Annotated in this window: 21 protein-coding genes and 1 pseudogene; 16 read left to right on the top strand and 6 right to left on the bottom strand. The window is 71.4% G+C overall.

From position 1 onward, the window contains the following. The first annotated feature begins 16 nt into the window (after positions 1 to 16). From B0675_RS18995 to B0675_RS18925, 15 genes are all read left to right on the top strand, one after another. Entirely contained in the window at positions 17 to 1,651 is a 1,635-nt protein-coding gene (locus B0675_RS18995) for an acyl-CoA dehydrogenase family protein (protein WP_081220009.1), read from the top strand. Positions 1,652 to 2,058: 407 nt separating this feature from the next. Next, on the top strand, positions 2,059 to 3,210 hold the full coding sequence (locus B0675_RS18990) for a GAF domain-containing protein (RefSeq protein WP_241539960.1): 1,152 nt from the start codon (positions 2,059 to 2,061) through the stop codon (positions 3,208 to 3,210). A 217-nt stretch (positions 3,211 to 3,427) separates the two neighbouring features. Continuing rightward, positions 3,428 to 4,780: a hypothetical protein gene (locus B0675_RS18985; RefSeq protein WP_081220007.1), complete on the top strand. Its 1,353-nt coding sequence runs from the start codon at positions 3,428 to 3,430 to the stop codon at positions 4,778 to 4,780. 66 nt (positions 4,781 to 4,846) lie between these two features. Continuing rightward, positions 4,847 to 5,419 (top strand): GNAT family N-acetyltransferase, encoded by a 573-nt coding sequence (locus tag B0675_RS18980; RefSeq protein WP_081220006.1) that lies wholly within the window; start codon positions 4,847 to 4,849, stop codon positions 5,417 to 5,419. Positions 5,420 to 5,573: 154 nt separating this feature from the next. After that, complete coding sequence (locus tag B0675_RS42575) at positions 5,574 to 5,657, top strand: putative leader peptide (protein ID WP_309486338.1); 84 nt, start codon at positions 5,574 to 5,576, stop codon at positions 5,655 to 5,657. 135 nt (positions 5,658 to 5,792) lie between these two features. Next, positions 5,793 to 7,487: a nitrite/sulfite reductase gene (locus B0675_RS18975; protein WP_081220005.1), complete on the top strand. Its 1,695-nt coding sequence runs from the start codon at positions 5,793 to 5,795 to the stop codon at positions 7,485 to 7,487. Then, positions 7,484 to 7,663, top strand: a complete 180-nt coding sequence (locus B0675_RS18970; protein ID WP_081220004.1) for a hypothetical protein — start codon at positions 7,484 to 7,486, stop codon at positions 7,661 to 7,663. Before B0675_RS18975 ends, B0675_RS18970 begins: the two co-directional genes overlap by 4 nt. After that, complete coding sequence (locus tag B0675_RS18965) at positions 7,660 to 8,379, top strand: phosphoadenylyl-sulfate reductase (RefSeq protein ID WP_081220003.1); 720 nt, start codon at positions 7,660 to 7,662, stop codon at positions 8,377 to 8,379. Before B0675_RS18970 ends, B0675_RS18965 begins: the two co-directional genes overlap by 4 nt. 59 nt (positions 8,380 to 8,438) lie before the next feature. After that, a complete protein-coding gene (gene cysC / locus B0675_RS18960; protein WP_081220002.1) occupies positions 8,439 to 8,975 on the top strand; it encodes an adenylyl-sulfate kinase in 537 nt (178 codons plus the stop codon). Beyond that, on the top strand, positions 8,972 to 9,910 hold the full coding sequence (cysD, locus tag B0675_RS18955) for a sulfate adenylyltransferase subunit CysD (protein WP_081220001.1): 939 nt from the start codon (positions 8,972 to 8,974) through the stop codon (positions 9,908 to 9,910). The genes cysC and cysD overlap by 4 nt, the downstream gene beginning before the upstream one ends. Before the next feature lie 2 nt (positions 9,911 to 9,912). After that, positions 9,913 to 11,277, top strand: a complete 1,365-nt coding sequence (locus B0675_RS18950; protein WP_081220000.1) for a GTP-binding protein — start codon at positions 9,913 to 9,915, stop codon at positions 11,275 to 11,277. Positions 11,278 to 11,512: 235 nt separating this feature from the next. Beyond that, positions 11,513 to 12,622: an aliphatic sulfonate ABC transporter substrate-binding protein gene (locus B0675_RS18940; protein ID WP_081221871.1), complete on the top strand. Its 1,110-nt coding sequence runs from the start codon at positions 11,513 to 11,515 to the stop codon at positions 12,620 to 12,622. 36 nt (positions 12,623 to 12,658) lie between these two features. Next, the gene (locus B0675_RS18935; RefSeq protein WP_081219998.1) at positions 12,659 to 13,447 is read left to right on the top strand and encodes an ABC transporter ATP-binding protein; all 789 of its coding nucleotides are present in this window, start codon (positions 12,659 to 12,661) and stop codon (positions 13,445 to 13,447) included. Further along, entirely contained in the window at positions 13,434 to 14,336 is a 903-nt protein-coding gene (locus B0675_RS18930; protein WP_081219997.1) for an ABC transporter permease, read from the top strand. Before B0675_RS18935 ends, B0675_RS18930 begins: the two co-directional genes overlap by 14 nt. A gap of 7 nt (positions 14,337 to 14,343) precedes the next feature. Continuing rightward, on the top strand, positions 14,344 to 15,090 hold the full coding sequence (locus B0675_RS18925) for a sirohydrochlorin chelatase (protein WP_081219996.1): 747 nt from the start codon (positions 14,344 to 14,346) through the stop codon (positions 15,088 to 15,090). A gap of 30 nt (positions 15,091 to 15,120) precedes the next feature. Here B0675_RS18925 and B0675_RS41995 read toward each other — a convergent pair. From B0675_RS41995 to B0675_RS18905, 4 genes and pseudogenes are all read right to left on the bottom strand, one after another. Then, positions 15,121 to 15,231: pseudogene (locus B0675_RS41995) on the bottom strand (disulfide bond formation protein DsbA); the annotation flags it as partial. Positions 15,232 to 15,289: 58 nt separating this feature from the next. Next, positions 15,290 to 16,330, bottom strand: coding sequence for a 2-dehydropantoate 2-reductase N-terminal domain-containing protein (locus B0675_RS18915; protein ID WP_081219995.1), 1,041 nt, complete (start codon positions 16,328 to 16,330; stop codon positions 15,290 to 15,292). Positions 16,331 to 16,383: 53 nt separating this feature from the next. Next, a complete protein-coding gene (locus tag B0675_RS18910; RefSeq protein ID WP_081219994.1) occupies positions 16,384 to 16,755 on the bottom strand; it encodes a nuclear transport factor 2 family protein in 372 nt (123 codons plus the stop codon). Then, positions 16,748 to 17,296, bottom strand: coding sequence for a DUF1697 domain-containing protein (locus tag B0675_RS18905; RefSeq protein ID WP_081219993.1), 549 nt, complete (start codon positions 17,294 to 17,296; stop codon positions 16,748 to 16,750). The genes B0675_RS18910 and B0675_RS18905 overlap by 8 nt, the downstream gene beginning before the upstream one ends. A 399-nt stretch (positions 17,297 to 17,695) precedes the next feature. Between B0675_RS18905 and B0675_RS18900 the strand changes: the two genes are divergently transcribed. Continuing rightward, entirely contained in the window at positions 17,696 to 19,981 is a 2,286-nt protein-coding gene (locus B0675_RS18900) for an MMPL family transporter (protein ID WP_081219992.1), read from the top strand. Between the two features lie 108 nt (positions 19,982 to 20,089). Here the strand turns inward: B0675_RS18900 and B0675_RS18895 are convergent, their stop codons facing one another. Together B0675_RS18895 and mgt are read right to left on the bottom strand one after the other, a co-directional pair. After that, a complete protein-coding gene (locus B0675_RS18895; RefSeq protein ID WP_081219991.1) occupies positions 20,090 to 21,103 on the bottom strand; it encodes a CDP-alcohol phosphatidyltransferase family protein in 1,014 nt (337 codons plus the stop codon). Positions 21,104 to 21,475: 372 nt separating this feature from the next. Next, positions 21,476 to 22,669: a macrolide-inactivating glycosyltransferase gene (mgt, locus tag B0675_RS18890; RefSeq protein ID WP_081219990.1), complete on the bottom strand. Its 1,194-nt coding sequence runs from the start codon at positions 22,667 to 22,669 to the stop codon at positions 21,476 to 21,478. Between the last annotated feature and the right edge of the window lie 14 nt (positions 22,670 to 22,683).

Below are 22,683 nucleotides of genomic sequence, written 5' to 3'. Positions count from 1 at the left end.
TCCTTACCGTATCCGTATGGCAGCCAGCACCCACACCGTGACCAACCAGGCTCCGCCCCTGGTCGGATATGACGTATTCGCCGCCGACCGGGCCCTCACCGAGGCGGTCGACCGGCACCTCGATCCAGGGCTTCTCGACGAGGCCCACGACGAACTGTCCGCGCTCGGCCGGTCCTCCGGTTCCGCCCAGGTGCAGGAGTGGGGTGCGCTGGCCAACGAGAACCCGCCCAAGCTGCGCACTCACGACCGCTACGGCAACCGGATCGACCAGGTCGACTTCCACCCGGCGTGGCACCGCCTCCTCGGCAAGGGCGTGTCGGCGGGGCTCACCTCCGCGTGGAACCGGCCCGGGGGACACCTGCGGCGCGCGGCGGGCTTCGTCGTCTGGGCCCAGGCCGAGGCGGGCAACGGCTGCCCGCTGTCGATGACCCACGCGGCCGTGCCCGCGCTGCGCACCGATCCGGCGCTCGCCGCCGAGTGGGAGCCGCGGCTGACGTCCACGATCTACGACCAGGAGCTGCGGCCCGCCTCCCGGAAGCCCGGCGTGATCTTCGGTATGGGCATGACCGAGAAGCAGGGCGGCAGCGACGTACGGGCCAACACGACCGAGGCGCGTCCGCTCGCCGAGGAGGGGACGTACGGGCTGACCGGACACAAGTGGTTCTGTTCGGCGCCGATGTCGGACGGCTTCCTCGTGCTGGCTCAGGCGCCGGGCGGCCTGACCTGCTTCCTGGTGCCGCGCGTCCTGGAGGACGACACCCGCAACGTCTTCCGCATCCAGCGGCTGAAGGACAAGCTCGGCAACCGTTCCAACGCGTCGAGCGAGGTCGAGTTCGACGGGACCTGGGCGCGCCGGGTGGGCGAGGAGGGCCGCGGGGTGCGGACCATCATCGAGATGGTCGCGGCGACCCGGCTGGACTGTGTGCTCGGGTCGGCCGCGCTGATGCGGCAGGCCGTCGCGCAGGCGGTGCACCACTGCACGTACCGCGAGGCGTTCGGCGGCCGGCTCGTCGACAAGCCGCTGATGCGCAACGTCCTCGCGGACCTGGCGCTGGAGTCGGAGGCGGCCACCACGCTGGCGATGCGGCTGGCCGCGGCCTACGACGACGACAGCGAGCAGGAGCGGGCCTTCCTGCGGCTCGCCGTGCCGGCCGCCAAGTACTGGGTGACCAAGCGGTGTACGCCGGTCGCGGCGGAGGCCCTGGAGTGTCTGGGCGGCAACGGCTACGTCGAGGAGTCGGGCATGCCGAGGCTGTTGCGCGAGTCCCCTCTCAACTCCGTCTGGGAGGGAGCGGGCAATGTGCAGGCGCTGGACGTGCTGCGCGCGCTGCAGCGGGAGCCGGACGCGCTGGACGCCTATCTGCGGGAGGTGGGACAGGCGCGCGGTGCCGACCACCGGCTGGACGGCGCCATCAAGAACCTGCTGGCCGAACTCGCCGACCTGGACGGCATCGAGGGCCGGGCCCGCCGGCTGGTCGAGCGGATCGCGACGGTGCTGCAGGGGTCGCTGCTGGTCCGGTACGCACCGCCGGAGGTCGCGGACGCGTTCTGCGCGTCACGGCTGGGCGGGGACTGGGGTTCCGCGTTCGGCACGCTGCCGCACAGTCTGGATCTGGCCACGGTGGTGGAGCGGGCCCGGCCGGTGGCCTGACGGGGTCCCGGCGCGGGGGTGGTGCTGCGCCGACACGGCACCACCCCCGGCTTGGCCCCGTTCAGGAGCTCGGACGCCGCTCAGGCGGCGTCGCTGTCAGTTTCAGGGAACCTTGTGACCGTTGGCGAGAGTTGCAGACCGTTGCATTCCTTTGTGCACCTTGTGCGAAGTGCGCGCGGACCGGGCCCAGAGCAGGCACGATGTGGGAGGACGGCGGCGTCGTGGCTCGTCCGCGGTCCTCGTTCCGGGAGTGCCCAGTGAAGACCACATCGATCCGTCCCACCCCGTTCGCACCGCTCGACGCGTCCGAAACGTCCGCCCCTCTCCGGGGGAGCTGGACGTCGTCGGTCAAGGGCGGACGCGCGCTGATCGCTCCACGGCCGGTGATCGGCCAGTCGTGGCAGCGGATGAGACGCCTGGGCGTCGATCCCGAACAGGGAACGGACAGTGTGCGGTTGCCGTCGGACGAACTCGAACACCGGCGGACGTCCACCGTCCTCGCCGATGTGCTGCCGACGCTCAGCGCCGGGCTCGGAGCGGTCGCCGACGCCTCCCTGCAGATCATGGTGGTCGCGGACCCGGAGGGCAGGGTGCTGTGGCGGGAGGGCAACGCGGGCGTGCTGCGCCGCGCCGACGCCGTCTGCCTGGCCGAAGGCGCCGACTGGAGCGAGGACGCCACGGGCACCAACGCCATCGGCACGGCCCTCTCGGTGGACGCCCCGGTGCAGGTGCACGCGGCCGAGCACTTCGTCCGCGCCCTGCACGAGTGGACGTGCGCCGCAGCTCCCGTCCACGACCCGCGCGACGGACGGCTGCTCGGTGTCGTCGACGTGAGCGGCCCGGACACCACCTTCCACCCGGCCACGCTCGCCCTGGTCGACACGGTGTCACGGCTGGCCGAAAGTGAACTGCGCACCCGGCACCTGACGGCCATCGAACGGTTACGGGCGGTCGCCGCCCCCCTGCTGTCACGGCTGTCCGGCCGGGCGATGGTGGTGGACACGCACGGCTGGCTCGCCGCCGTCACCGGAATGCCGCCCGTCGACCGGGTCCCGCTGCCGGACGACTTCGGCGCGGGCCGGACCTGGCTGCCCACGCTCGGGGCGTGCGTCGCCGAGCCGATGCCGGGCGGCTGGCTGCTGCGCGTCACCGGGACCGGGGACGACGCGGGCGCCGGCGCCGCCCGGATCCTCCTCGACCTCGCCGACCCGCGGCGGCCCCGTGTCACCGTGTCGGGCACGGCGGGCAGTTGGGCCCAGGACCTGAGCCCCCGCCACGCGGAGCTGCTGTACGTCCTCGCCGTGCACCGGCAGGGACGCAGTGCGGCGCAGCTCGCGGTGGACCTGTTCGGCGACCCGACCCGCACGGTCACCGTGCGGGCCGAACTGTCGCGGGTCCGGCGGCGGCTCACGGGGCTCCTCGACCACCGGCCCTACCGCTTCCGCGAGGAGCTGGAGGTCGAGGTCCTGCTGCCCGAGGACCCGCTGGACCTGCTGCCGCACTCGACGGCTCCGGCGGTGCTCGGAGCCCGGTCGGCGGCCGGACCCGGACGGTCCTGAGAGCGGATGGGGCGGACGGATGGCGGGGACGGGCAGGCCGTGTGTCTCCCCGCAGGACCGACGAAGGGTATGACGTGAGCGTATTTAGTGAGCGTCTTCCGTGGACTTTGTCCTGGCCCGGGGGTCTCTGTCGTAGCATCCCCTTCACAGGCCACCCCACCCGTCTCTCCGTCAACGCCCTCGGCGGGGGAGGCAGTTGGCCTAGTCGGGAGGACGCATGAAGCAGCGCGGCAGGCATCGTCGTCGCAGAAGGGGTCAGGCGCTGCGCGCCACCCTTGCCGGAACCGCGCTCGCGCTCACCGCGGCCGCCACCCTGATCAGCACCTCGCAGGCCACCGGCGGCAACAGCCCGGGCGGCCTCACCGAACTCCGGGCCGGCTCGGCCTCCCAGCAACTGGGCCTGCACGAGAACCTCACGTCCCGGGAGTCGCTCGACACGCTCAGCGGGAACATGGGCGGCAACGTCGGCGTCGAGGGCGTCCTGGACGACACCGACCACGCCCTGCGCAACACCGCCGACTGCTCCGCCCGGGAACGGTCCGCGCTGCCCGTCGAACCGACGGCCACGCGCGCGTACTGCTGGGACCGCGCGGACGCGCGGTCCGGACAGTGGCAGCCACGCTCCGTGACCACCTCAGGGGACGCCGACGTCACCGGACAGTGGGGCACCCGCCGGGTGATCCTGGCGGGCTGGACCCGCCACGGCGCGGAGACCGCCCCGGCGGCCGGGCGTGAGGGCTTCGCCAAGGTCGCCTTCGTCGACGCCACCGACCCGGAGGCACTCCGGTACCGATGGGTCCTGCTGGTCGCCCCGCGTTCCGGCGGCAAGGACTTCACGGCGGTCCGCTCGGGCCTCGGCGGCATGGTCTGGTACCAGGACAAGCTGATCGTCACCGCGGCGCACGGCGCGGGCCTCCTCGTCTTCGACCTGCACCGCGTGCTGCGCACCGGGGTGGCCGGCGCCGCCGTGGGCCGTACCGGGGACGGCTACTCGGCCGCCGGCTACCGGTACGTGATGCCCGCCATCGGCTCGTACGACCCCGACGGCGGCTCCTGTACGCGCGGCCGCGACGGGGCGGTCCCCTGTTTCGGCTCGCTCTCCCTGGACCGTACGACCACGCCGGCCAGCCTGGTGGCCACGGAGGCCGCGGGCGGCCGCGCGGAGCGGACCCGTGTGTGGCGTTATCCGTTCAGCACCGCCGCGTACCGCACGGGGCTGCTCGCCGACGCCCAGGGACACGTGGACGCGGTCGAGGCCTACTCGACGAAGGGCACCGGCGTGTCCGGCGTCCTCTCGCACCGGTCCGCGGGCACGCGGGAGGCCCGGTGGTACGTGGGCCGGCCGTCCGACAACGGCGGGGGCCTGCACGGTTCGCTGTGGCGGCAGAACGGCGACGGCGCACAGGCGGCCATCTGCACGGCGGACCAGTCGCACGCCTGCTGGGGTGTCGGCCCCGGGGCCCTCTCCTACTGGCCGCAGACCGGCGAACTGTGGACCCTCACGGACGCGGCGGCGCGACGGGTGCTGTACGCGGTACCGCTGTCGTCGGTCGACAAGTCGCTGGAGTAGGAGCGGCGGCCGCCCGCCCGGGGCCGTTTTTGGAGGGGCCCCGGCTCTCGTGGTTCCCTGACCGGCATGAGCAACGTCAGCGTGACCACCTGGTCCCTGGAGCAGACGGCACCGACCGACCTGCTCCCCGCGATGGCCCCCGACGGCGACGTCCGCATCGTCCGCGCCGAGGTCCCCTCCCCCGAGTTCAGCCGCTTCCTGTACGCCTCCGTCGGCGGCGACATCCGCTGGACCGACCGGCTCTCCTGGACGTACGCGCAGTGGCAGGAGGTCCTCGACAGGCCGGGCGTGGAGACCTGGGTCGCCTACGACCGGGGAACGCCCGCGGGCTACGTCGAGCTGAGCGCACAGGACGACGGGGTCGTCGAGGTCGCCTACTTCGGACTCCTCCCCGCGTTCCGCGGCCGCCGCATCGGCGGGCACCTGCTGTCCTACGGGACCGCGCGCGCCTGGGACCTCGCCGGGCGCTGGCCCGGGCTGGCCGAGACGAAGCGCGTCTGGCTGCACACCTGCAGCAAGGACGGCGAGCACGCGATGGACAACTACCAGCGCCGCGGCTTCAAGCTCTTCGACACCAAGGTCGAGGAGGAGCGCGAGGTGGCCACCCCGGGCCCGTGGCCCGGAGCCCACACCGCCTGAGCCGCGTTCTTCCCCTTCTCCTCGCCTCTTCCCGCGCACGCGCGCGAACCCGGTTCTGTGACCGGCGACACCCTTGTCTCGCCATCCGGGACAAGGGTGTCCACATTTTGGATGATGGTGGACTGGCCCGAGATCCGCGTGACACGCTTCCGTCATGTCTGGAACTGGGATTGCCTTGGTGAGTCGGCGGCACGTCGACCTCGGCCGCATGTCCAGCGCCATCTGTCCGGCGAGCTGATCAGCACAGCGACGCCGACTTCCTCCCTTTCTGCACTCCCCGCGCAGCCTCGCGCCCATACCTCCGTATGCGCCCGTACGCGCAGGTCAGAGCCGCAGACAGACCTGTCCCGCAGTCTCGAAGGACGTAACAGCCATGGCCGCCACCCCGCAGAATCCCGACGCCGCGCCCCGCCGCAAGGTGAGCCGTCACCGTGGTGAGGGTCAGTGGGCCGTGGGCCACTTCACCCCCCTCAACGGCAACGAGCAGTTCAAGAAGGACGACGACGGTCTCAACGTGCGGACACGCATTGAGACGATCTACTCCAAGCGGGGCTTCGACTCGATCGACCCCAACGACCTGCGCGGCCGGATGCGCTGGTGGGGTCTCTACACCCAGCGCAAGCCCGGGATCGACGGCGGCAAGACCGCGATCCTGGAGCCGGAGGAGCTGGACGACAAGTACTTCATGCTGCGCGTCCGTATCGACGGCGGTCGGCTGACCACCGAACAGCTGCGCGTCATCGGCGAGATCTCGCAGGAGTTCGCGCGCGGTACCGCCGACCTCACCGACCGGCAGAACGTGCAGTACCACTGGATCCGCATCGAGGACGTCCCGGAGATCTGGGACCGCCTGGAGGCCGTGGGCCTGTCCACGACCGAGGCCTGTGGCGACACCCCTCGCGTCATCCTCGGCTCGCCCGTCGCCGGCATCGCCGAGGACGAGATCATCGACGGCACGCCCGCCGTCGAGGAGATCCACCGCCGGATCATCGGCAACAAGGACTTCTCGAACCTCCCCCGCAAGTTCAAGTCGGCGATCTCCGGCTCGCCGCTGCTCGACGTGGCGCACGAGATCAACGACATCGCCTTCGTCGGGGTGCACCACCCCGAGCACGGCCCCGGCTTCGACCTGTGGGTCGGCGGCGGCCTCTCCACGAACCCGAAGATCGGCCAGCGCCTGGGCGCCTGGGTCCCGCTGGACGAGGTCGCGGACGTCTACGAGGGCGTCATCTCGATCTTCCGTGACTACGGCTACCGCCGGCTGCGCACCCGCGCCCGCCTGAAGTTCCTGGTCGCCGACTGGGGCGTGGAGAAGTTCCGCCAGATCCTGGAGGACGAGTACCTGCAGCGGAAGCTGGTCGACGGACCCGCCCCCGCGCAGCCCGTCGCCCGCTGGCGCGACCACGTCGGCGTGCACCGGCAGAAGGACGGGCTGTACTACGTCGGCTTCGCGCCGCGTGTCGGCCGCGTGGACGGCGCGACCCTGACCAAGATCGCCGAGCTGGCCGAGGCGCACGGCTCGGGCCGGCTGCGCACGACGGTCGAGCAGAAGATGATCGTGCTCGACGTGGACGAGACGCGGATCGACTCGCTCGTCGAAGGCCTGGAGGCCCTCGACCTGACGGCCCGTCCTTCCACGTTCCGGCGCGGCACGATGGCCTGCACCGGCATCGAGTACTGCAAGCTCGCGATCGTCGAGACCAAGGCGCGCGGAGCTTCCCTCATCGACGAACTCGAGCGCCGCATCCCCGAGTTCGAAGAGCCCATCACCATCAACATCAACGGCTGCCCGAACGCCTGCGCCCGCATCCAGGTCGCGGACATCGGCCTCAAGGGCCAGCTGGTCCTCAACGAACAGGGCGAACAGGTCGAGGGCTTCCAGGTGCACCTGGGCGGGGCGCTCGGCCTGGAGGCCGGGTTCGGCCGCAAGGTCCGCGGTCTGAAGGTCACCTCGGACGAACTGCCGGACTACGTCGAGCGGGTCCTCAAGCGCTTCCAGGCGGAGCGTGAGGACGGCGAACGCTTCGCGCTCTGGGCCTCGCGCGCCTCCGAGGAGGCGCTGTCATGAGCGAGCGAGCGGCACCGTTCTACTGCCCCTACTGCGGGGACGAGGACCTGCGGCCCAGCGAAGAAGGTCACGGCGCGTGGGAATGCGCGGCGTGCAACCGGGCCTTCCAGCTGAAGTTCCTCGGGCTGCTGTCCCGGGGCCTTCGGCAGGACGACCGTGGAGGGGCGGAGATATGACGGCACTTCAGCAAGAGCGTACGGACGAGGACTTGAAGAACCTCGCCGAGCGGGCGGGGCGCGACCTGGAGGACGCCTCCGCGCCGGAGATCCTCCGCTGGGCCGCGGACACCTTCGGCGGGAAGTTCTGCGTCACGTCCTCGATGGAGGACGCGGTCGTCGCCCATCTGGCCTCCCGCGCGTTCCCGGGCGACCGCCGCGTCGACGTGGTGTTCCTCGACACCGGCTACCACTTCCCCGAGACCATCGGCACCCGGGACGCCGTCGAGGCCGTGATGGACGTCAACGTCATCACCCTCACCCCGCGCCGCACGGTCGCCGAGCAGGACGCCGAGTTCGGGCCCCGGCTGCACGACCGCGACCCCGACCTGTGCTGCAGGATGCGCAAGGTCCAGCCGCTCGAAGAGGGCCTGACGGCCTATGACGCGTGGGCGACCGGGCTGCGCCGCGACGAGTCCCCGACCCGGGCGAACACCCCGGTCGTCGGCTGGGACGAGAAGCGCCGGAAGGTCAAGATCTCGCCCATCGCCCGCTGGACGCAGGACGACGTCGACGCGTACGTCGCCGAGCACGGGGTCCTCACCAACCCCCTGCTGACGGACGGTTACGCCTCCGTCGGCTGCGCGCCCTGCACCCGACGGGTGCAGGCGGGCGAGGACGCGCGCGCGGGCCGCTGGGCCGGCCGTTCGAAGACCGAGTGCGGGCTGCACGGATGACGCCGACGACGACGGCAGCCGCGACGGCCGCGAACCCCACGATCTCCCAGGAGCAGCAAGTGACGACCGGAGCCACCGTCTGGCTCACGGGTCTGCCGAGTGCCGGCAAGACCACCATCGCGTACGAACTGGCCGGCCGGCTGCGCGAGGAGGGCCACCGCGTCGAGGTGCTCGACGGCGACGAGGTCCGCGAGTTCCTCTCCGCCGGCCTCGGCTTCTCCCGCGCGGACCGCGACACGAACGTACGGCGGATCGGCTACCTCGCCGAACTGCTGGCACGCAACGGCGTCAAGGCGCTCGTCCCGGTGATCGCGCCGTACGCGGACAGCCGCGCGGCGGTCCGGGACCGTCACCGGGCCGGGGACACCGCCTACCTGGAGGTGCACGTGGCGACACCGGTCGAGGTCTGCTCGGTGCGGGACGTGAAGGGGCTGTACGCCAAGCAGGCGGCGGGCGAGATCTCGGGCCTGACCGGCGTCGACGACCCCTACGAGGAGCCCGAGTCACCCGATCTGCGCATCGCGTCGCACACCCAGACCGTGCAGGAGTCCGCGGCCGCGCTGCACGCGCTGCTCACCGAGAGGGGTCTCGCATGACGACCGTCGCCAGTGTCACCGGGGACACGGACAGCAGCCCGTACGCGCTGTCGCACCTGGACGCCCTGGAGTCCGAGGCCGTGCACATCTTCCGCGAGGTCGCGGGCGAGTTCGAGCGGCCGGTGATCCTCTTCTCCGGCGGCAAGGACTCCATCGTCATGCTGCACCTCGCGCTGAAGGCGTTCGCGCCCGCCGCGATCCCCTTCACGCTGCTGCACGTGGACACCGGGCACAACTTCCCCGAGGTCCTCGCCTACCGCGACCGCACGGTGGCGGAGCACGGGCTGCGGCTCCACGTCGCCTCCGTGCAGGACTACATCGACCGCGGGGTGCTGCGCGAACGCCCCGACGGCACCCGCAACCCGCTGCAGACCCTGCCCCTCACGGAGAAGATCCAGGCGGAGCGCTTCGACGCCGTCTTCGGCGGCGGGCGCCGCGACGAGGAGAAGGCACGCGCCAAGGAGCGGGTGTTCTCGCTGCGCGACGAGTTCTCCCAGTGGGACCCGCGCCGCCAGCGCCCCGAGCTGTGGCAGCTGTACAACGGCCGGCACGCGCCCGGCGAGCACGTCCGCGTCTTCCCGCTGTCCAACTGGACGGAGCTGGACGTCTGGCAGTACATCGCCCGCGAGGGCATCGAGCTGCCCGACATCTACTTCGCGCACGAGCGGGACGTCTTCCAGCGGTCCAACATGTGGCTGACCGCCGGTGAGTGGGGCGGCCCGAAGGACGGCGAGACGGTCGAGCGGCGGCTCGTCCGCTATCGCACCGTCGGCGACATGTCCTGCACCGGCGCCGTCGACTCCGAGGCGACCACCCTGGACGCCGTCATCGCCGAGATCGCCGCCTCCCGTCTCACCGAGCGCGGCGCGACCCGCGCCGACGACAAGATGTCCGAGGCCGCGATGGAAGACCGCAAGCGCGAGGGGTACTTCTAGACATGACCAGCACCACCGAACCCACCGAGCCGCTGTCGGTCGAGCAGTTGTCGGCGACCACCCTGCTGCGCTTCGCGACCGCCGGTTCCGTCGACGACGGCAAGTCCACCCTCGTCGGCCGGCTGCTGCACGACTCCAAGTCGATCCTGACGGACCAGCTGGAGGCCGTGGAGCGTGTCTCGGCCGGCCGCGGCCAGGACACCCCGGACCTCGCCCTGCTCACCGACGGGCTGCGCGCCGAGCGGGAACAGGGCATCACGATCGACGTCGCCTACCGCTACTTCGCCACCGCGCGGCGCCGGTTCATCCTCGCCGACACCCCCGGGCACGTGCAGTACACCCGGAACATGGTCACCGGTGCCTCCACCGCGGACCTGGCCGTCGTCCTCGTCGACGCCCGCAACGGCGTCATCGAGCAGACCCGCCGGCACGCCGCGGTCGCCGCCCTGCTCCGCGTCCCGCACGTGGTCCTCGCGGTGAACAAGATGGACCTCGTCGCGTACGAGGAGACCGTCTTCGCGACGATCGCCGAGGAGTTCACGGCGTACGCCTCCGAGCTGGGCGTCCCCGAGATCACCGCGATCCCCATCTCGGCACTGGCCGGCGACAACGTGGTGGAACCCTCCGCGAACATGGACTGGTACGGCGGTCCCACGGTGCTCGAACACCTGGAGACCGTGCCCGTCAGCCACGACCTGGCGCACTGCCACGCGCGGCTGCCCGTGCAGTACGTGATCCGCCCGCAGACCGCCGAGCACCCCGACTACCGGGGGTACGCGGGCCAGATAGCCGCCGGTACGTTCCGCGTCGGCGAGAGCGTCACCGTGCTGCCGTCCGGCCGCACCTCGAAGGTGGCCGGCATCGACCTGCTGGGCACCCCGGTCGACGTCGCCTGGACCCCGCAGTCGGTGACCCTCCTGCTGGAGGACGACATCGACGTCTCGCGCGGCGACCTGCTCGTGCCGAGCAAGGACGCGCCGCCGACCACCCAGGACGTCGAGGCGACGGTCTGCCACGTGGCGGACGAGCCGCTCACCGTGGGCCACCGGGTTTTGCTCAAGCACGGCACCCGCACGGTCAAGGGGATCGTCAAGGACATCCCGTCCCGGCTGACCCTGGACGACCTCTCGCTGCACCCGCACCCGGGCCGGCTGGTCGCCAACGACATCGGCCGCGTCAAGATCCGCACCGCCGAACCGCTCCCGCTCGACGCGTACGCCGACTCCCGGCGCACCGGCGCGTTCATCCTGATCGACCCGGCCGACGGCACGACCCTGACCGCGGGCATGGTCGGCGAGTCGTTCGCCGCGCCGCAGCCGGTCACCGACGAGGCAGTCGACGCCGGTGCCGAGGGCTGGGACTTCTGACATGAACCCCATCGACTACTACTCCACGTTCGCGAAGGAGGGCGGCCGCGTCGGCAGCGGCGCCCTCGGCAGCGGGCAGGGCGGAGTCGCGCGATGTGCGCGATGACGTACGCGCACTGCCTGCGCGCCCCGTCCCCCCACAGCCAGCGAAGACGAAGACCTGCCGACCTCCCGGCCACGACCTGAGAAAGGCGTGACCGCCGGGCCAACGAGAGGAACACCTCCCGTGCCTGCCATCCGCTCCCACCGCTCCGCCCTGGTGCGCCGCGGCCTCGCCGTCGCCACCGCGCTGCCCCTGCTCGCCCTCGCGGCGTGCAGCTACGGCTCCGACGCCAAGGACGACACCAAGGCGAAGGTCGCCGCCGGATCGAAGAAGATCGACGGACTCGACTCCGTGAAGATCGGCTACTTCGGCAACCTGACGCACGCCACCGCGCTGGTCGGCAACCAGAAGGGCTTCTTCCAGAAGGAGCTCGGCGCCACCTCGGCGAAGTACCAGATCTTCAACGCCGGCCCCTCCGAGATCGAGGCCCTCAACTCGGGGTCCATCGACATCGGCTGGATCGGCCCCTCGCCCTCGATCAACGGCTTCACGAAGTCCCAGGGCAAGAGCCTGCGCATCATCGGCGGTTCGGCTTCGGGCGGCGTCAAGCTCGTGGTCAACCCCAAGAAGATCACGTCCCTGAAGGACGTCAAGGGCAAGAAGATCGCGACGCCGCAGCTCGGCAACACCCAGGACGTCGCCTTCCTCAACTGGGCGGCGGAGCAGGGCTGGAAGGTCGACGCGCAGAGCGGCAAGGGTGACGTCTCGGTCGTCCGCACCGACAACAAGATCACCCCGGACGCCTACAAGTCCGGCTCCATCGACGGCGCCTGGGTGCCGGAGCCGACCGCGTCCAAGCTGGTCGCCGAGGGCGGCAAGGTGCTGCTCGACGAGCGGGACCTGTGGCCCGACAAGAAGTTCGTGATCACGAACATCATCGTGTCGCAGAAGTTCCTCAAGGAGCACCCGAAGGTCGTCGAGGCGGTCCTGAAGGGTTCCGTCGAGACCAACAAGTGGATCAACGCCAACCCGGACGAGGCGAAGGCGTCGGCGAACAAGCAGTTGGAGGCGGACTCCGGCAAGGCCCTGCCGGCCGATGTCCTCGACCCGGCCTGGAAGTCCATCCAGATCACCAACGACCCGCTGGCCTCCACCCTGACCACCGAGGCGGACCACGCGGTGAAGGCCGGTCTTCTGGAGAAGCCCGACCTGAACGGCATCTATGACCTCACGCTCCTGAACAAGGTCCTCAAGGACGCGGGCGAGAGCCCGGTCGACAACGCCGGTCTCGGCGTCAAGTAAGCCCGGATCCCGAAGAGTTCCCAGGAGGTGACGACCATGGCCACGACCCTCGCCAAGGCCGCGGACGGCGTCGGTACGACGGAGTACGCCGCCCGCATCGAGCACGTCTCGAAGTCCTTCGCCGGACCTGCGGGGCCCCAGCTCGTCCTGGACGACATCACCCTCGATGTCGCGCCGGGCGAGTTCGTCACCCTCCTGGGGGCCTCGGGGTGCGGCAAGTCCACCCTGCTGAACCTGGTGGCGGGCCTCGACAAGCCCTCCGCCGGTGACATCACGACCCAGGGGCGCCCCGCTCTGATGTTCCAGGAGCACGCCCTGTTCCCGTGGCTCACCGCGGGCAAGAACATCGAACTCGCCCTGCGTCTGCGGGGAGTTCCGAAGGCCGAGCGGCGCGGCAGGGCCGAGGAGCTGCTCGGGCTCGTCCGGCTCCAGGGCGCGTACGGCAAGCGCGTGCACGAGCTGTCCGGCGGTATGCGCCAGCGGGTGGCACTGGCGCGGGCGCTCGCGCAGGACAGCCAGATCCTGCTGATGGACGAGCCGTTCGCGGCGCTGGACGCGATCACCCGAGACGTACTGCACGACGAGCTGACCCGGATCTGGCGCGAGACGGGCGTGTCCGTCCTGTTCGTCACGCACAACGTGCGCGAGGCGGTGCGGCTCGCGCAGCGCGTGGTCCTGCTGTCGTCGCGACCGGGACGCGTGGCCCGCGAGTGGACGGTCGACATCCCGCAGCCGCGCCGCATCGAGGACGCCCCCGTGGCCGAACTGTCCATCGAGATCACCGAAGAACTGCGTGGGGAGATCCGCCGCCATGGCCAGCACTGAGACCAAGGCCGACGCCGCCGTCAGGGAGACCGACGGACTGGGCGGCCTGGAGGCGGGACTCGACGCGCTGGAGTCCTCCGTCACCCGCCGCAGGTCCTACGGGACGACGTTCCGGGAGAAGGTGCTGCCGCCGCTCATCGCGGCCGCGGTGGTACTGATCGCCTGGCAGGCCCTGATCACCTTCAAGATCGTCGACGATCCGACCAAGCTGCCCTCGCCGTCCGACGTGTGGGGCGAGGTGCAGGACGCCTGGCTCAAGGGCACACTGCTCGACTACATCTGGACCAGCGTCTCGCGCGGTCTGCTCGGCTTCCTGTTCGCCCTGGTGATCGGGACGCCGCTGGGTCTGCTGGTCGCCCGGGTGAAGTTCGTGCGCGCCGCGATCGGCCCGATCCTGTCCGGCCTCCAGTCGCTCCCGTCGGTGGCCTGGGTGCCGCCGGCCGTGATCTGGCTGGGTCTGAACAACTCGATGATGTACGCCGTGATCCTGCTGGGCGCGGTTCCCTCGATCGCCAACGGTCTGGTGTCGGGCGTCGACCAGGTGCCGCCGCTGTTCCTTCGGGCGGGCCGCACGATGGGTGCGACGGGCCTGCGCGGCACCTGGCACGTCGTGATGCCGGCCGCGCTGCCCGGCTATCTCGCCGGTCTGAAGCAGGGCTGGGCGTTCTCCTGGCGGTCGCTGATGGCCGCGGAGATCATCGCCTCCTCGCCCGACCTCGGCGTGGGCCTCGGCCAGTTGCTGGAGAACGGCCGCAACGCCAGCTCCATGTCGATGGTCTTCCTCGCCATCTTCCTCATCCTGTTCGTCGGCATCGCCATCGACCTGCTGATCTTCAGCCCGGTGGAGCGGTGGGTGCTGCGCAGCCGCGGACTCCTGGTGAAGGGCTGACACCGTCATGAGCAGGCCCGAGCGTCCCGTCCTCGTCGTCATCGCCCACGGCAGCCGCGATCCGCGGCATGCCGCGACGGTGCACGCCCTGGTACGGCGGGTGCGCGCCCAGCGCCCGGGCCTGCGCGTGGAGACGGGGTTCCTCGACTTCAACGTCCCTTCCGTCCAGGGCGTGTTGGCGTCCCTGGACGCGGAGGGCGTACGGGACGTGGTGGCGCTGCCGCTGCTGCTGACGCGCGCCTTCCACGCCAAGTCGGACATTCCCGCGGTGCTGCGCGAGGCACCGTCCAGGATGCGCGTGCGGCAGGCGGAGGTGCTCGGTCCGTCGCCGCTGCTCACGGCGGCGCTCGAACGCCGGCTGTACGAGGCGGGGCTGACGCCCGCCGACAAGTCCTCGACCGGGGTCGTACTGGCCTCGGCGGGGTCCACCGACCCGGAGGCGATCGCGGTGATCGCAGCAATCGCGCGGGAGTGGCGGCACACCGGTTGGTGCGCCGTGCGGCCCGCGTTCGCCTCCGCGTCCCTGCCGCGCACCGAGGACGCGGTGCGCGACCTGCGGGCGCTCGGCTGCGAGCGCGTCGCCGTCGCCCCGTACGTGCTGGCGCCCGGTTTCCTCCCGGACCGCATCGCGCGGGGCGCGGAACGGGCGGACGTCCTCGCCGACGTCCTCGGTCCCGCGCCGGAGGTCGCCCGGGTTCTGCTGGACCGCTACGACGAGGCCCGGCTGCCGGCCCTGGCGGCGCTCGGCGCCTGAGGCGCGGCCGGGCTTCCTCGACGCTCGGCCGAAGGAGAGCCCGCCGGTGCGGGACCGCTTGAGCTCGAAGAAGCCGGCTTCGGCGGCCAGGACGCGGAAACCGTCGAAGAGTTCGGCGGCCCGCTCGCCGTGCGGGACCGCCCGGGCTCCCTTCCGCGCCCGGTCCCCTGCCGTTCGGGGCGTGCGCGCGGTGGCGCCCTCAACGGGGCCGCGGGGCCCCGCCCTCCGGTACGGACGCGACGGCCTCGTCGGCGAGGCGGACCAGTTCCGTCACCGGCATCGACCCCGCGGGCCGGCGTTCGCGGGCGAAGGTGTTCGCCAGCCGCTGGAGCAGGTCGTTGAGCGGGGTCGGAACGCCGTGCAGCCGGCCCAGCAGGGCGATCTCACCGTTGAGGTAGTCGGCCTCGATGGTGCCGGTGCCCCGGTCGAGGGACTGCCAGGAGGAGCCGCCGCGGCGCGGTGAGCCGTCGAAGGGCTTGAAGGTGATCTTGTCGCCGCGGGCCTCGGCCTGCTCCTCCTCGCCGGCGTACGCGATCCCGGCGGCGTCGAGGACCGCGGTGCCCTCCGCCCGTACCCGTGTGAACAGTTCCAGGCCCGCCTCGCTGGTGAGGACGCCGCTGACCGCCTCGATCGCGTTGGCGAGGTTGCCGAGCAGTTTGGCGTACTGCCAGCGCGCGACGTCCGGCACGACCGGCGCCTCGAAGTGCGCCGTCTCCAGGTCGGCGGCGATCCGGCGGACGGTGTCGTCGGTGCCGTCCGGGTACCGGCCGAGGTGCAGGATCCCGGTGAGCGGGGAGCCGGCCGCCGCCACGGTGCCGGGTTCGACGAAGGTGGCGGGCAGCCAGACGCAGACGCCGTACACCCGGCGGAAGCGGCGCAGCGCGAGACGTCCGCTCTCGACGCCGTTCTGCGCGCACACGACCGGGAGCCGTTCGGCGGCCGAACCGCCACCCGCCACGGGGGCGGCGCCCCACTCGCCGAGCGCGGCCGCGCCGTCCTGGGTCTTGACGGTGAGCACGAGCACGTCGTCGGCACGCAGTTCGCCGAGTTCGGCCGGACCCGCCACGGTGGGGAGCCGGTGGACGCGCGGGCCCTCGGGGGTCACGAGGCGCAGGCCGTCGGCGCGCAGCGCCGCGAGATGGGCTCCCCGCGCGGCGAGGACGACCTCGTGCCCGGCCTCCGCCAGCCGCCCGCCGACGGCGCCGCCGACCGCTCCCGCCCCGATGATGATGTAGCGCATACGACGAGCCTCGCACAGAAGGGTGTAGCGGCCACCCGCAACGCCGCGGCCGGTCAGGCCTCGGTGGCGCCGAAGGGGGTGCCCTGGTGGAAGTAGAGCAGCCAGCCGTCACCGGAGCGCCGCCACAGCGAACTCCGGTGCGCGCGGCGGCCGTTGTTGTCGGTGTCGAACGTCAGATGCACGAGATCCTCGGCGAGCTGGACGCCCTTCATGCGTGAGGTGGTGCTGTGGCCGCCGGTCTCCGTCTCCGCGGCCAGGGCCGCGATGATCGAGGCGCGGTCCCAGATGTGGCCGGACGAGCCGAACTCGTAGAAGTCGGGGTGCAGCAGGGCGCCGACGAGATCGGCGGAGCGGCGGACCTCGGGGTCGAGCAGGCGCAGTTCGCCCTCGACGGCGGCCTCGACGGCGGGGTTGCGCTCAGACACCGGTGAGCTCCTCCATCTTGACGACGGTGTTCCAGTTCCGCGTGGTGGCGAGGACACCCTTGAGCAGCCGGGGCCTGGCCAGTACGTCCGCGAGCTTGGACCGGCCGAGGCCGTCGGGCGCGTACAGGTACAGGGCGCGGTCGCCGAGGCGGAACTCCTCGGGGAGGAAGGCCGCGGGTTCGACGGAGGCGAAGCGTTCGGCGTCGACGGGGTCCGAGAAATAGGTGACGTGCAGCTGCTTGGCCTCCAGCTCGGCGGCGGGGAAGGGGCACGCCTCCCGTACGGCCTTCAGATAGCGGTGGTCGCGGACGAGGACGCCGACGTCGAACCCGAACCGCTGCTCGATGGCCGCGGACAGCTCGGCGGCGAGGCTCTCCTCGTCACCGTGCGCGCTGCTGAACGCGACGTTCCCGCTCTGCAGATACGTACGGACGTCGCCGTGCCCGAGTCCCTCCATCAGGGTGCGCAGCTCGGCCATCGGCACCTTCTTCGCGCCACCCACATTGATGCCGCGCAACAGCGCCGCGTACGTCGTCGTCATCCGCACACCATAAAGCGGCCGTCGGGCCCCGTGGGGGTGGGCACGACGACCGCGGCCCGTGGGGCTGCCCGACGGACTTCAGGAGTGCGTCGGGCGTGCCCGGGCCGGGTGGGGGATCGTGTCCGCGGTGGCGCCGCCGGTGAGGGCGGCGGCGCGCTGGGCCGGGTCCCCTTCGGCAGACCGACCGGGCCGCCCGCCCCTGACGGTCGCCCCCGAGAACTCCTTTTAGATGTAGGGGGCTTACTCCTCCGCAGTGCGGAGGCCGCGGGGTCCGCGGGGAGGAGACGCCGGGCCCGGGGCTCACCGGACAGCACGACGAGACGCTCTTACGCGGCCCATACCGTCGAGGTGGAAGGTGGCGGCAGGGGCCGTCACCGCGCACAAGGGGGCTGGCCCGTCATGGCTAACGGACACACACGGGTGCGGGGCATCGCCGCCCGGGCAGGCGGCTGGAGCGCCCGGCACCGATGGGCGGCCGTCGGGATCTGGGTGCTGTTCGTCGTCCTGGCGATGGGCCTCGGCTCGGCGGCGGGCCGTGTCGACGTCAACGAGAGCGACCAGCTCAAGGGCGAGACGCACACCGCTGCCAAGATCATCGAGGACGCGGGCATCGAGGAGCCGGCGAGCGAGTCGGTGCTGGTGCAGGCGAAGGACGCGGGCGGCAAGGCCACCGACTCCGACTTCAGGAGCGCGGTCGCCGCCGTGGTCGAGGCCGTCGGCGCCACCGGGAAGGTCACCGACGTGACCTCGCCGTACGACACCGGGACGATCTCCAAGGACGGCCGCAGCGCGCTCGTGCAGTTCGACATGCGCGGTGACTCCGACACGGCGGGCGAGCGCGTCGAACCCGTGCTCAAGGCCGTCGAGAGCGTCGGTAAGGACCACGCCGGGCTGCGGATCGAGGAGATCGGCGGCGCGAGCATGATGAAGCAGTACGACGACGCGTTCGGCGACGACTTCCAGAAGGCCGAACTGTCCGCCGTGCCGGTGGCGCTGGGCATCCTGCTCATCGCGTTCGGCGCGCTGGTGGCGGCGCTGCTCCCGGTCGCGCTCGCGGTCACCGCCATCATGGCGACGATGGGCCTCATGGGTGTCGTCAGCCATCTGATGCCGATGAGCGACACGGCCAACTCCGTGATGCTGCTGGTGGGTCTGGCCGTCGGTGTCGACTACTGCCTGTTCTACCTGCGGCGTGAGCGCGAGGAGCGCGAGGCCGGACGGGACGCCGCGACCGCCCTGCGGATCGCCGCCGCGACCAGTGGCCGCGCCATCATCGTCTCCGGTGTCACGGTGTGCGTGGCGATGGCGGGCATGCTCTTCACCGGGCTCGCCGAGTTCGAGGCGATGGGCCTGGCCTCGCTGATGGTCGTCGCGGTCGCCATGGTCGGCTCGGTCACCGTGCTGCCGGCACTGCTCTCCCTGCTCGGCGAGCGCGTCGAGAAGGGCCGTGTGCCGTTCCTGCACCGGGCCAAGCGCCGCGACGCCGGCGGAGGCCGGAAGAACCGTCGTCCGGCGGCCGAGGGCAGCCGGTTCTGGGGAGCGGTCCTGCGGGTCGTGCTCGCCAGGCCCGCGATCTCCCTCGTGGTCGCGACGGGCGCCCTGCTCGCCATCGCGGCGCCGGCCCTCGGTATGAAGACCCAGCAGCTCACCCTGGACCAGGAGTTCGGCAACTCGCTGCCGATCGTGGGCACCTACAACCGGGTCAACGACGCCTTCCCCGGCGGTTCCGAGCCCGCCGAGGTGGTCGTCAAGGCGCGGAACATCAACGCCGGCGACGTGAAGGCGGCACTCGCCGACTTCCGTGAGCGGGCGGTCGCTTCGGGCGCCTCACGCGGGCCGGTAGACATCAAGGTGCACGCCGAGCACGACGTGGCCTTCGTGTACGTACCGCTGGTCGGCGGCTCCGACCAGGACAAGGCGGAGAAGAGCCTGCAACTGCTGCGGGACACGGTGCGGCCCGAGACGCTGGGCAAGGTCGAGGGCGTCCAGGCGCCGATCACCGGACAGGTCGCGGGGTCGCACGACTTCAACGACCAGCTGATCGGCTCGGTGACGCCGGTCTTCGCCTTCGTGGTCGTCTTCGCCTTCCTGCTGATGCTCGTCTCCTTCCGTTCGCTGACGATCGCGATCACCTCGATCGTGCTCAACCTCCTGTCCGTGGCCGCCGCGTACGGAATCCTGGTCGCCGTCTTCCAGCACGGCTGGGGTGCCTCCCTGGTGGGGGCGGAGGGCGTCGGCGCCATCGTGGCCTGGCTGCCGCTGTTCCTCTTCGTGATCCTCTTCGGGCTCTCGATGGACTACCACGTGTTCGTGGTCTCCCGGATCCGTGAGGCACGGCTGCGGGGCCGCGACACCAAGGACGCGATCCGGCACGGGGTGGTCACCACCGCGGGCGTGGTCACCAGCGCCGCCGTCATCATGGTGGCCGTCTTCGCGATCTTCGGGACCCTGTCGATGCAGTCCATGAAGCAGATGGGCGTGGGCCTGGCGGCCGCGGTGCTCATCGACGCGACGATCATCCGGGGTGTCCTGCTCCCCGCGGTGATGGCGCTGCTCGGCGAGCGCAACTGGTACCTGCCGAAGTGGCTGAACCGGATGCCCGACCTGACCCACGACGAGGCGGCCGAGGCGGTCGCACCGACCCCGCCGGCGGCGGCGGTGGAGGGCGAGCGGGTGGGGGCCTGACACAGGACCGGCCCGTCGGCGAGGTCGCCGGGGGCCGGTCGGATCGGGTGGCCGGGGCGCGTGCTCGCCCCGGCCACCTCGCCGTCCCGCCGTGAGGGCGCGGAGGGCTCAGGCGGCCTTGGCCACCGCGTCACGCTCGAAGGAGTCGATCGTGCGCGTGAAGTCCCGGGTGGACAGCAGGAGCTTGTAGATGATGGCGAGTTCGAAGACGAGGAGGAGCACTCCGGAGACAATGGTCGCCCCCATGACGGAGTCGAGCAGCGGGCCGATCATGAAGACACCCATCTGGAATTCGATGCCGCTCACCAGGTGCGCGCGAATCCGGTGCCGCAGCAGGAACGACCGCAGCCGCAGATACGTCGGGAAGCGCCGGCGGAACTCCTGCTGGAGGTCGATGACACGGGCCGGGGCGACAGCCACCGGGCCCGCCAGGGTCTCGACCAGCGCCTCTTCCGCCGTCTCGTCGCCCTTCGCCGCGGCGTTGGCCGCTTCCTCGGCCCTCGTCATGTCCTGCTCGATGTCGGCCTCGGGGTTGTCGCGGAGCAGGTCCTCCATGAAGCTCAGTTCGGCCTGGTTCTCCGCGCGGCGCGCCTCCCGCATCCTGGACTTGATCTGCTTCCGCATCGTGTGGCGGATCTTGAAGATCTCCAGGGAGTTGATGTAGCGCAGGGTGTCGAGGCCGACGACGGCGAGCGCCAGCCAGATGTACAGCGTCTCCCCCGTGCGCTCGTACTGGCCGCCCATCAGCGCCACGGCGCACACGGCCACCCGGATGCGGTCGAAGACGAAGTCGAGCCAGGCGCCGAACACCGAGCCCTGGCCGGTCAGCCGGGCGAGCTTGCCGTCCATGCAGTCGAAGATGAAGCTCACGTGGTAGATGACCGCGCCCGCGACGAGCCAGCGCCAGTCGCCGAGCGCGAAGCAGGCCGCCGAGGCCAGTCCGAGGAGGAAGGCGCCCCAGGTGATCTGGTTCGGCGTGACCCTCGTCCGCAGGGCGAGCTGCCGCACCAGGGGCGTGGCGACCGGATCGACGAGCAGCACCGTCCACCAGGCGTCGCGCTTCTTCTCCGTGATGCGGCGTACCTCGGCGAGGTGCGGTATGTCTCGGCGTGTGGATCGCATGGGTCAACTTCCTGGTGTTCGACTGGAATTAACCTCACGCTAGGAATCCCCTCACCAAAGTCGCAAGATCCGCTCCGTGCAACCTTTTGGAAGGGGTAACGGTCTTCCTGAATACCGAGTCGATGGATATGCCCGGCGAGCCCCGCGTTACCTGAGCGTTACATAAATACCCGACCGTGATCCAAAGCGCGCCAGGACTTCACGGTTCGCGCGCAACCGTGACGCGGCGGCACCGCACGACCCCTGGACGGTGAGATTCCGGGGGTCTTTCGTGTGCCGCCGCCACTCCGTCGCGCCGCTGCTCCGTTGCGCCGCCGCTCCGTCGGGCCGTCGGGCCGTCGGGCCGTCGGGCCGTCGGGCCGTCGGGCCGGCTCAGCGGCGCAACTGCGCCTCGATGAGATCCGCCGCCCTGCCGGTGCCGCCCTCCCCCGCCATCCCTTCCTGGATCTCCTTGAGGCGCCGCGCCACCGCGGGATCGTCGGCCACCGCGAGGACCGCCTCCCGCAGCGCCGCGGCCGACGCCTCGGCCGCCGGGAGGTGGCGGGCCACCCCGAGCGCCTGGAGCATGTCGGCGTTGCCGAACTGGTCGGCCGCCTGCGGTACGGCGACCATCGGCGTGGCGGTGGCGAGGCCCTCCTGACTCCCGCCCGAGCCGGCGTGGGTGACGAACGCGTCGGCCTGGCGCAGGACGGACAGCTGCGGCACCCAGGAGTGGACCTCCACGTTGCCCGGCAGCTCGCCCAGCTCCGCGGGGTCGACGAACTTGCCGATCTGCAGGACGACATGCCAGTCCGGCAGGTCCGCGAACGCCTCCGCGCACGCCCGGTAGAAGGCGGGCTGCTTGGTGAAGCTGGAGCCCAGCGAGACGAGCAGCACCCGTCCGGCACCGGCGGGACGCCGCCACTCCCCCTGTGCGGAACGGTCGCCCTGGCAGGCGCCGACGAAGGTGTAGCGCTCCTCGTCGACCCGGTCGGCGTTGGGCTGCAGGGCCCGCGGCATCAGCACCAGGCAGCGGTCGGGGCGGCCCATGAAGTCCTCGACGCTCAGGTCCATGCCGTTCCCGGCGATCCAGCCGCCGAAGGTCTCGTAGAAGGCCTTGCCGCGCGGGGTCTGCTTGAGCGGCTCGAACAGGGGCTTGCCGACCTCCTCGTCGTACCCCTCCCAGGCCACCATGCTCGTCGAGAGCTGCACGAGGGGGACGCCCCAGCGGTGGGCGAGGACCCGGGCCGGATAGGCGGTGATGTCGTACAGCACGAGGTCCGGCTCGTCCCCCGCGTACGCCGCCGCGAGCTGCGGTTCGGCCTGCAGGGCGTCGGCGAGGAACGGCTCGATGTGGTCGATCAGCTCGGTCCCCCACGCGTCCGGGTCGTCGTCGGTGGGCAGGGTCGAGTTCCACAGCTTCGGTTCGGCGCCCGTCTCCGCGACCTTGTCGGCGAACGCGGGCGGGATCGCGTACGTGACCCGGTGGCCACGGGCGACGAGTTCCCTGATCACCTCGATGCTCGGGTTCACATGGCCGTGCGCGGCGATGGAGAACATGGCGATATGGGCAGGTCGACTGGTCATGCGTCGACCATAAG

It is taken from the genome of Streptomyces sp. M41(2017) (genome assembly GCF_002078175.1).
Lineage (GTDB): Bacteria > Actinomycetota > Actinomycetes > Streptomycetales > Streptomycetaceae > Streptomyces.
Note: the sequence above shows the minus strand (reverse complement) of the source record. Positions and strands in the feature narration are given on the sequence as shown.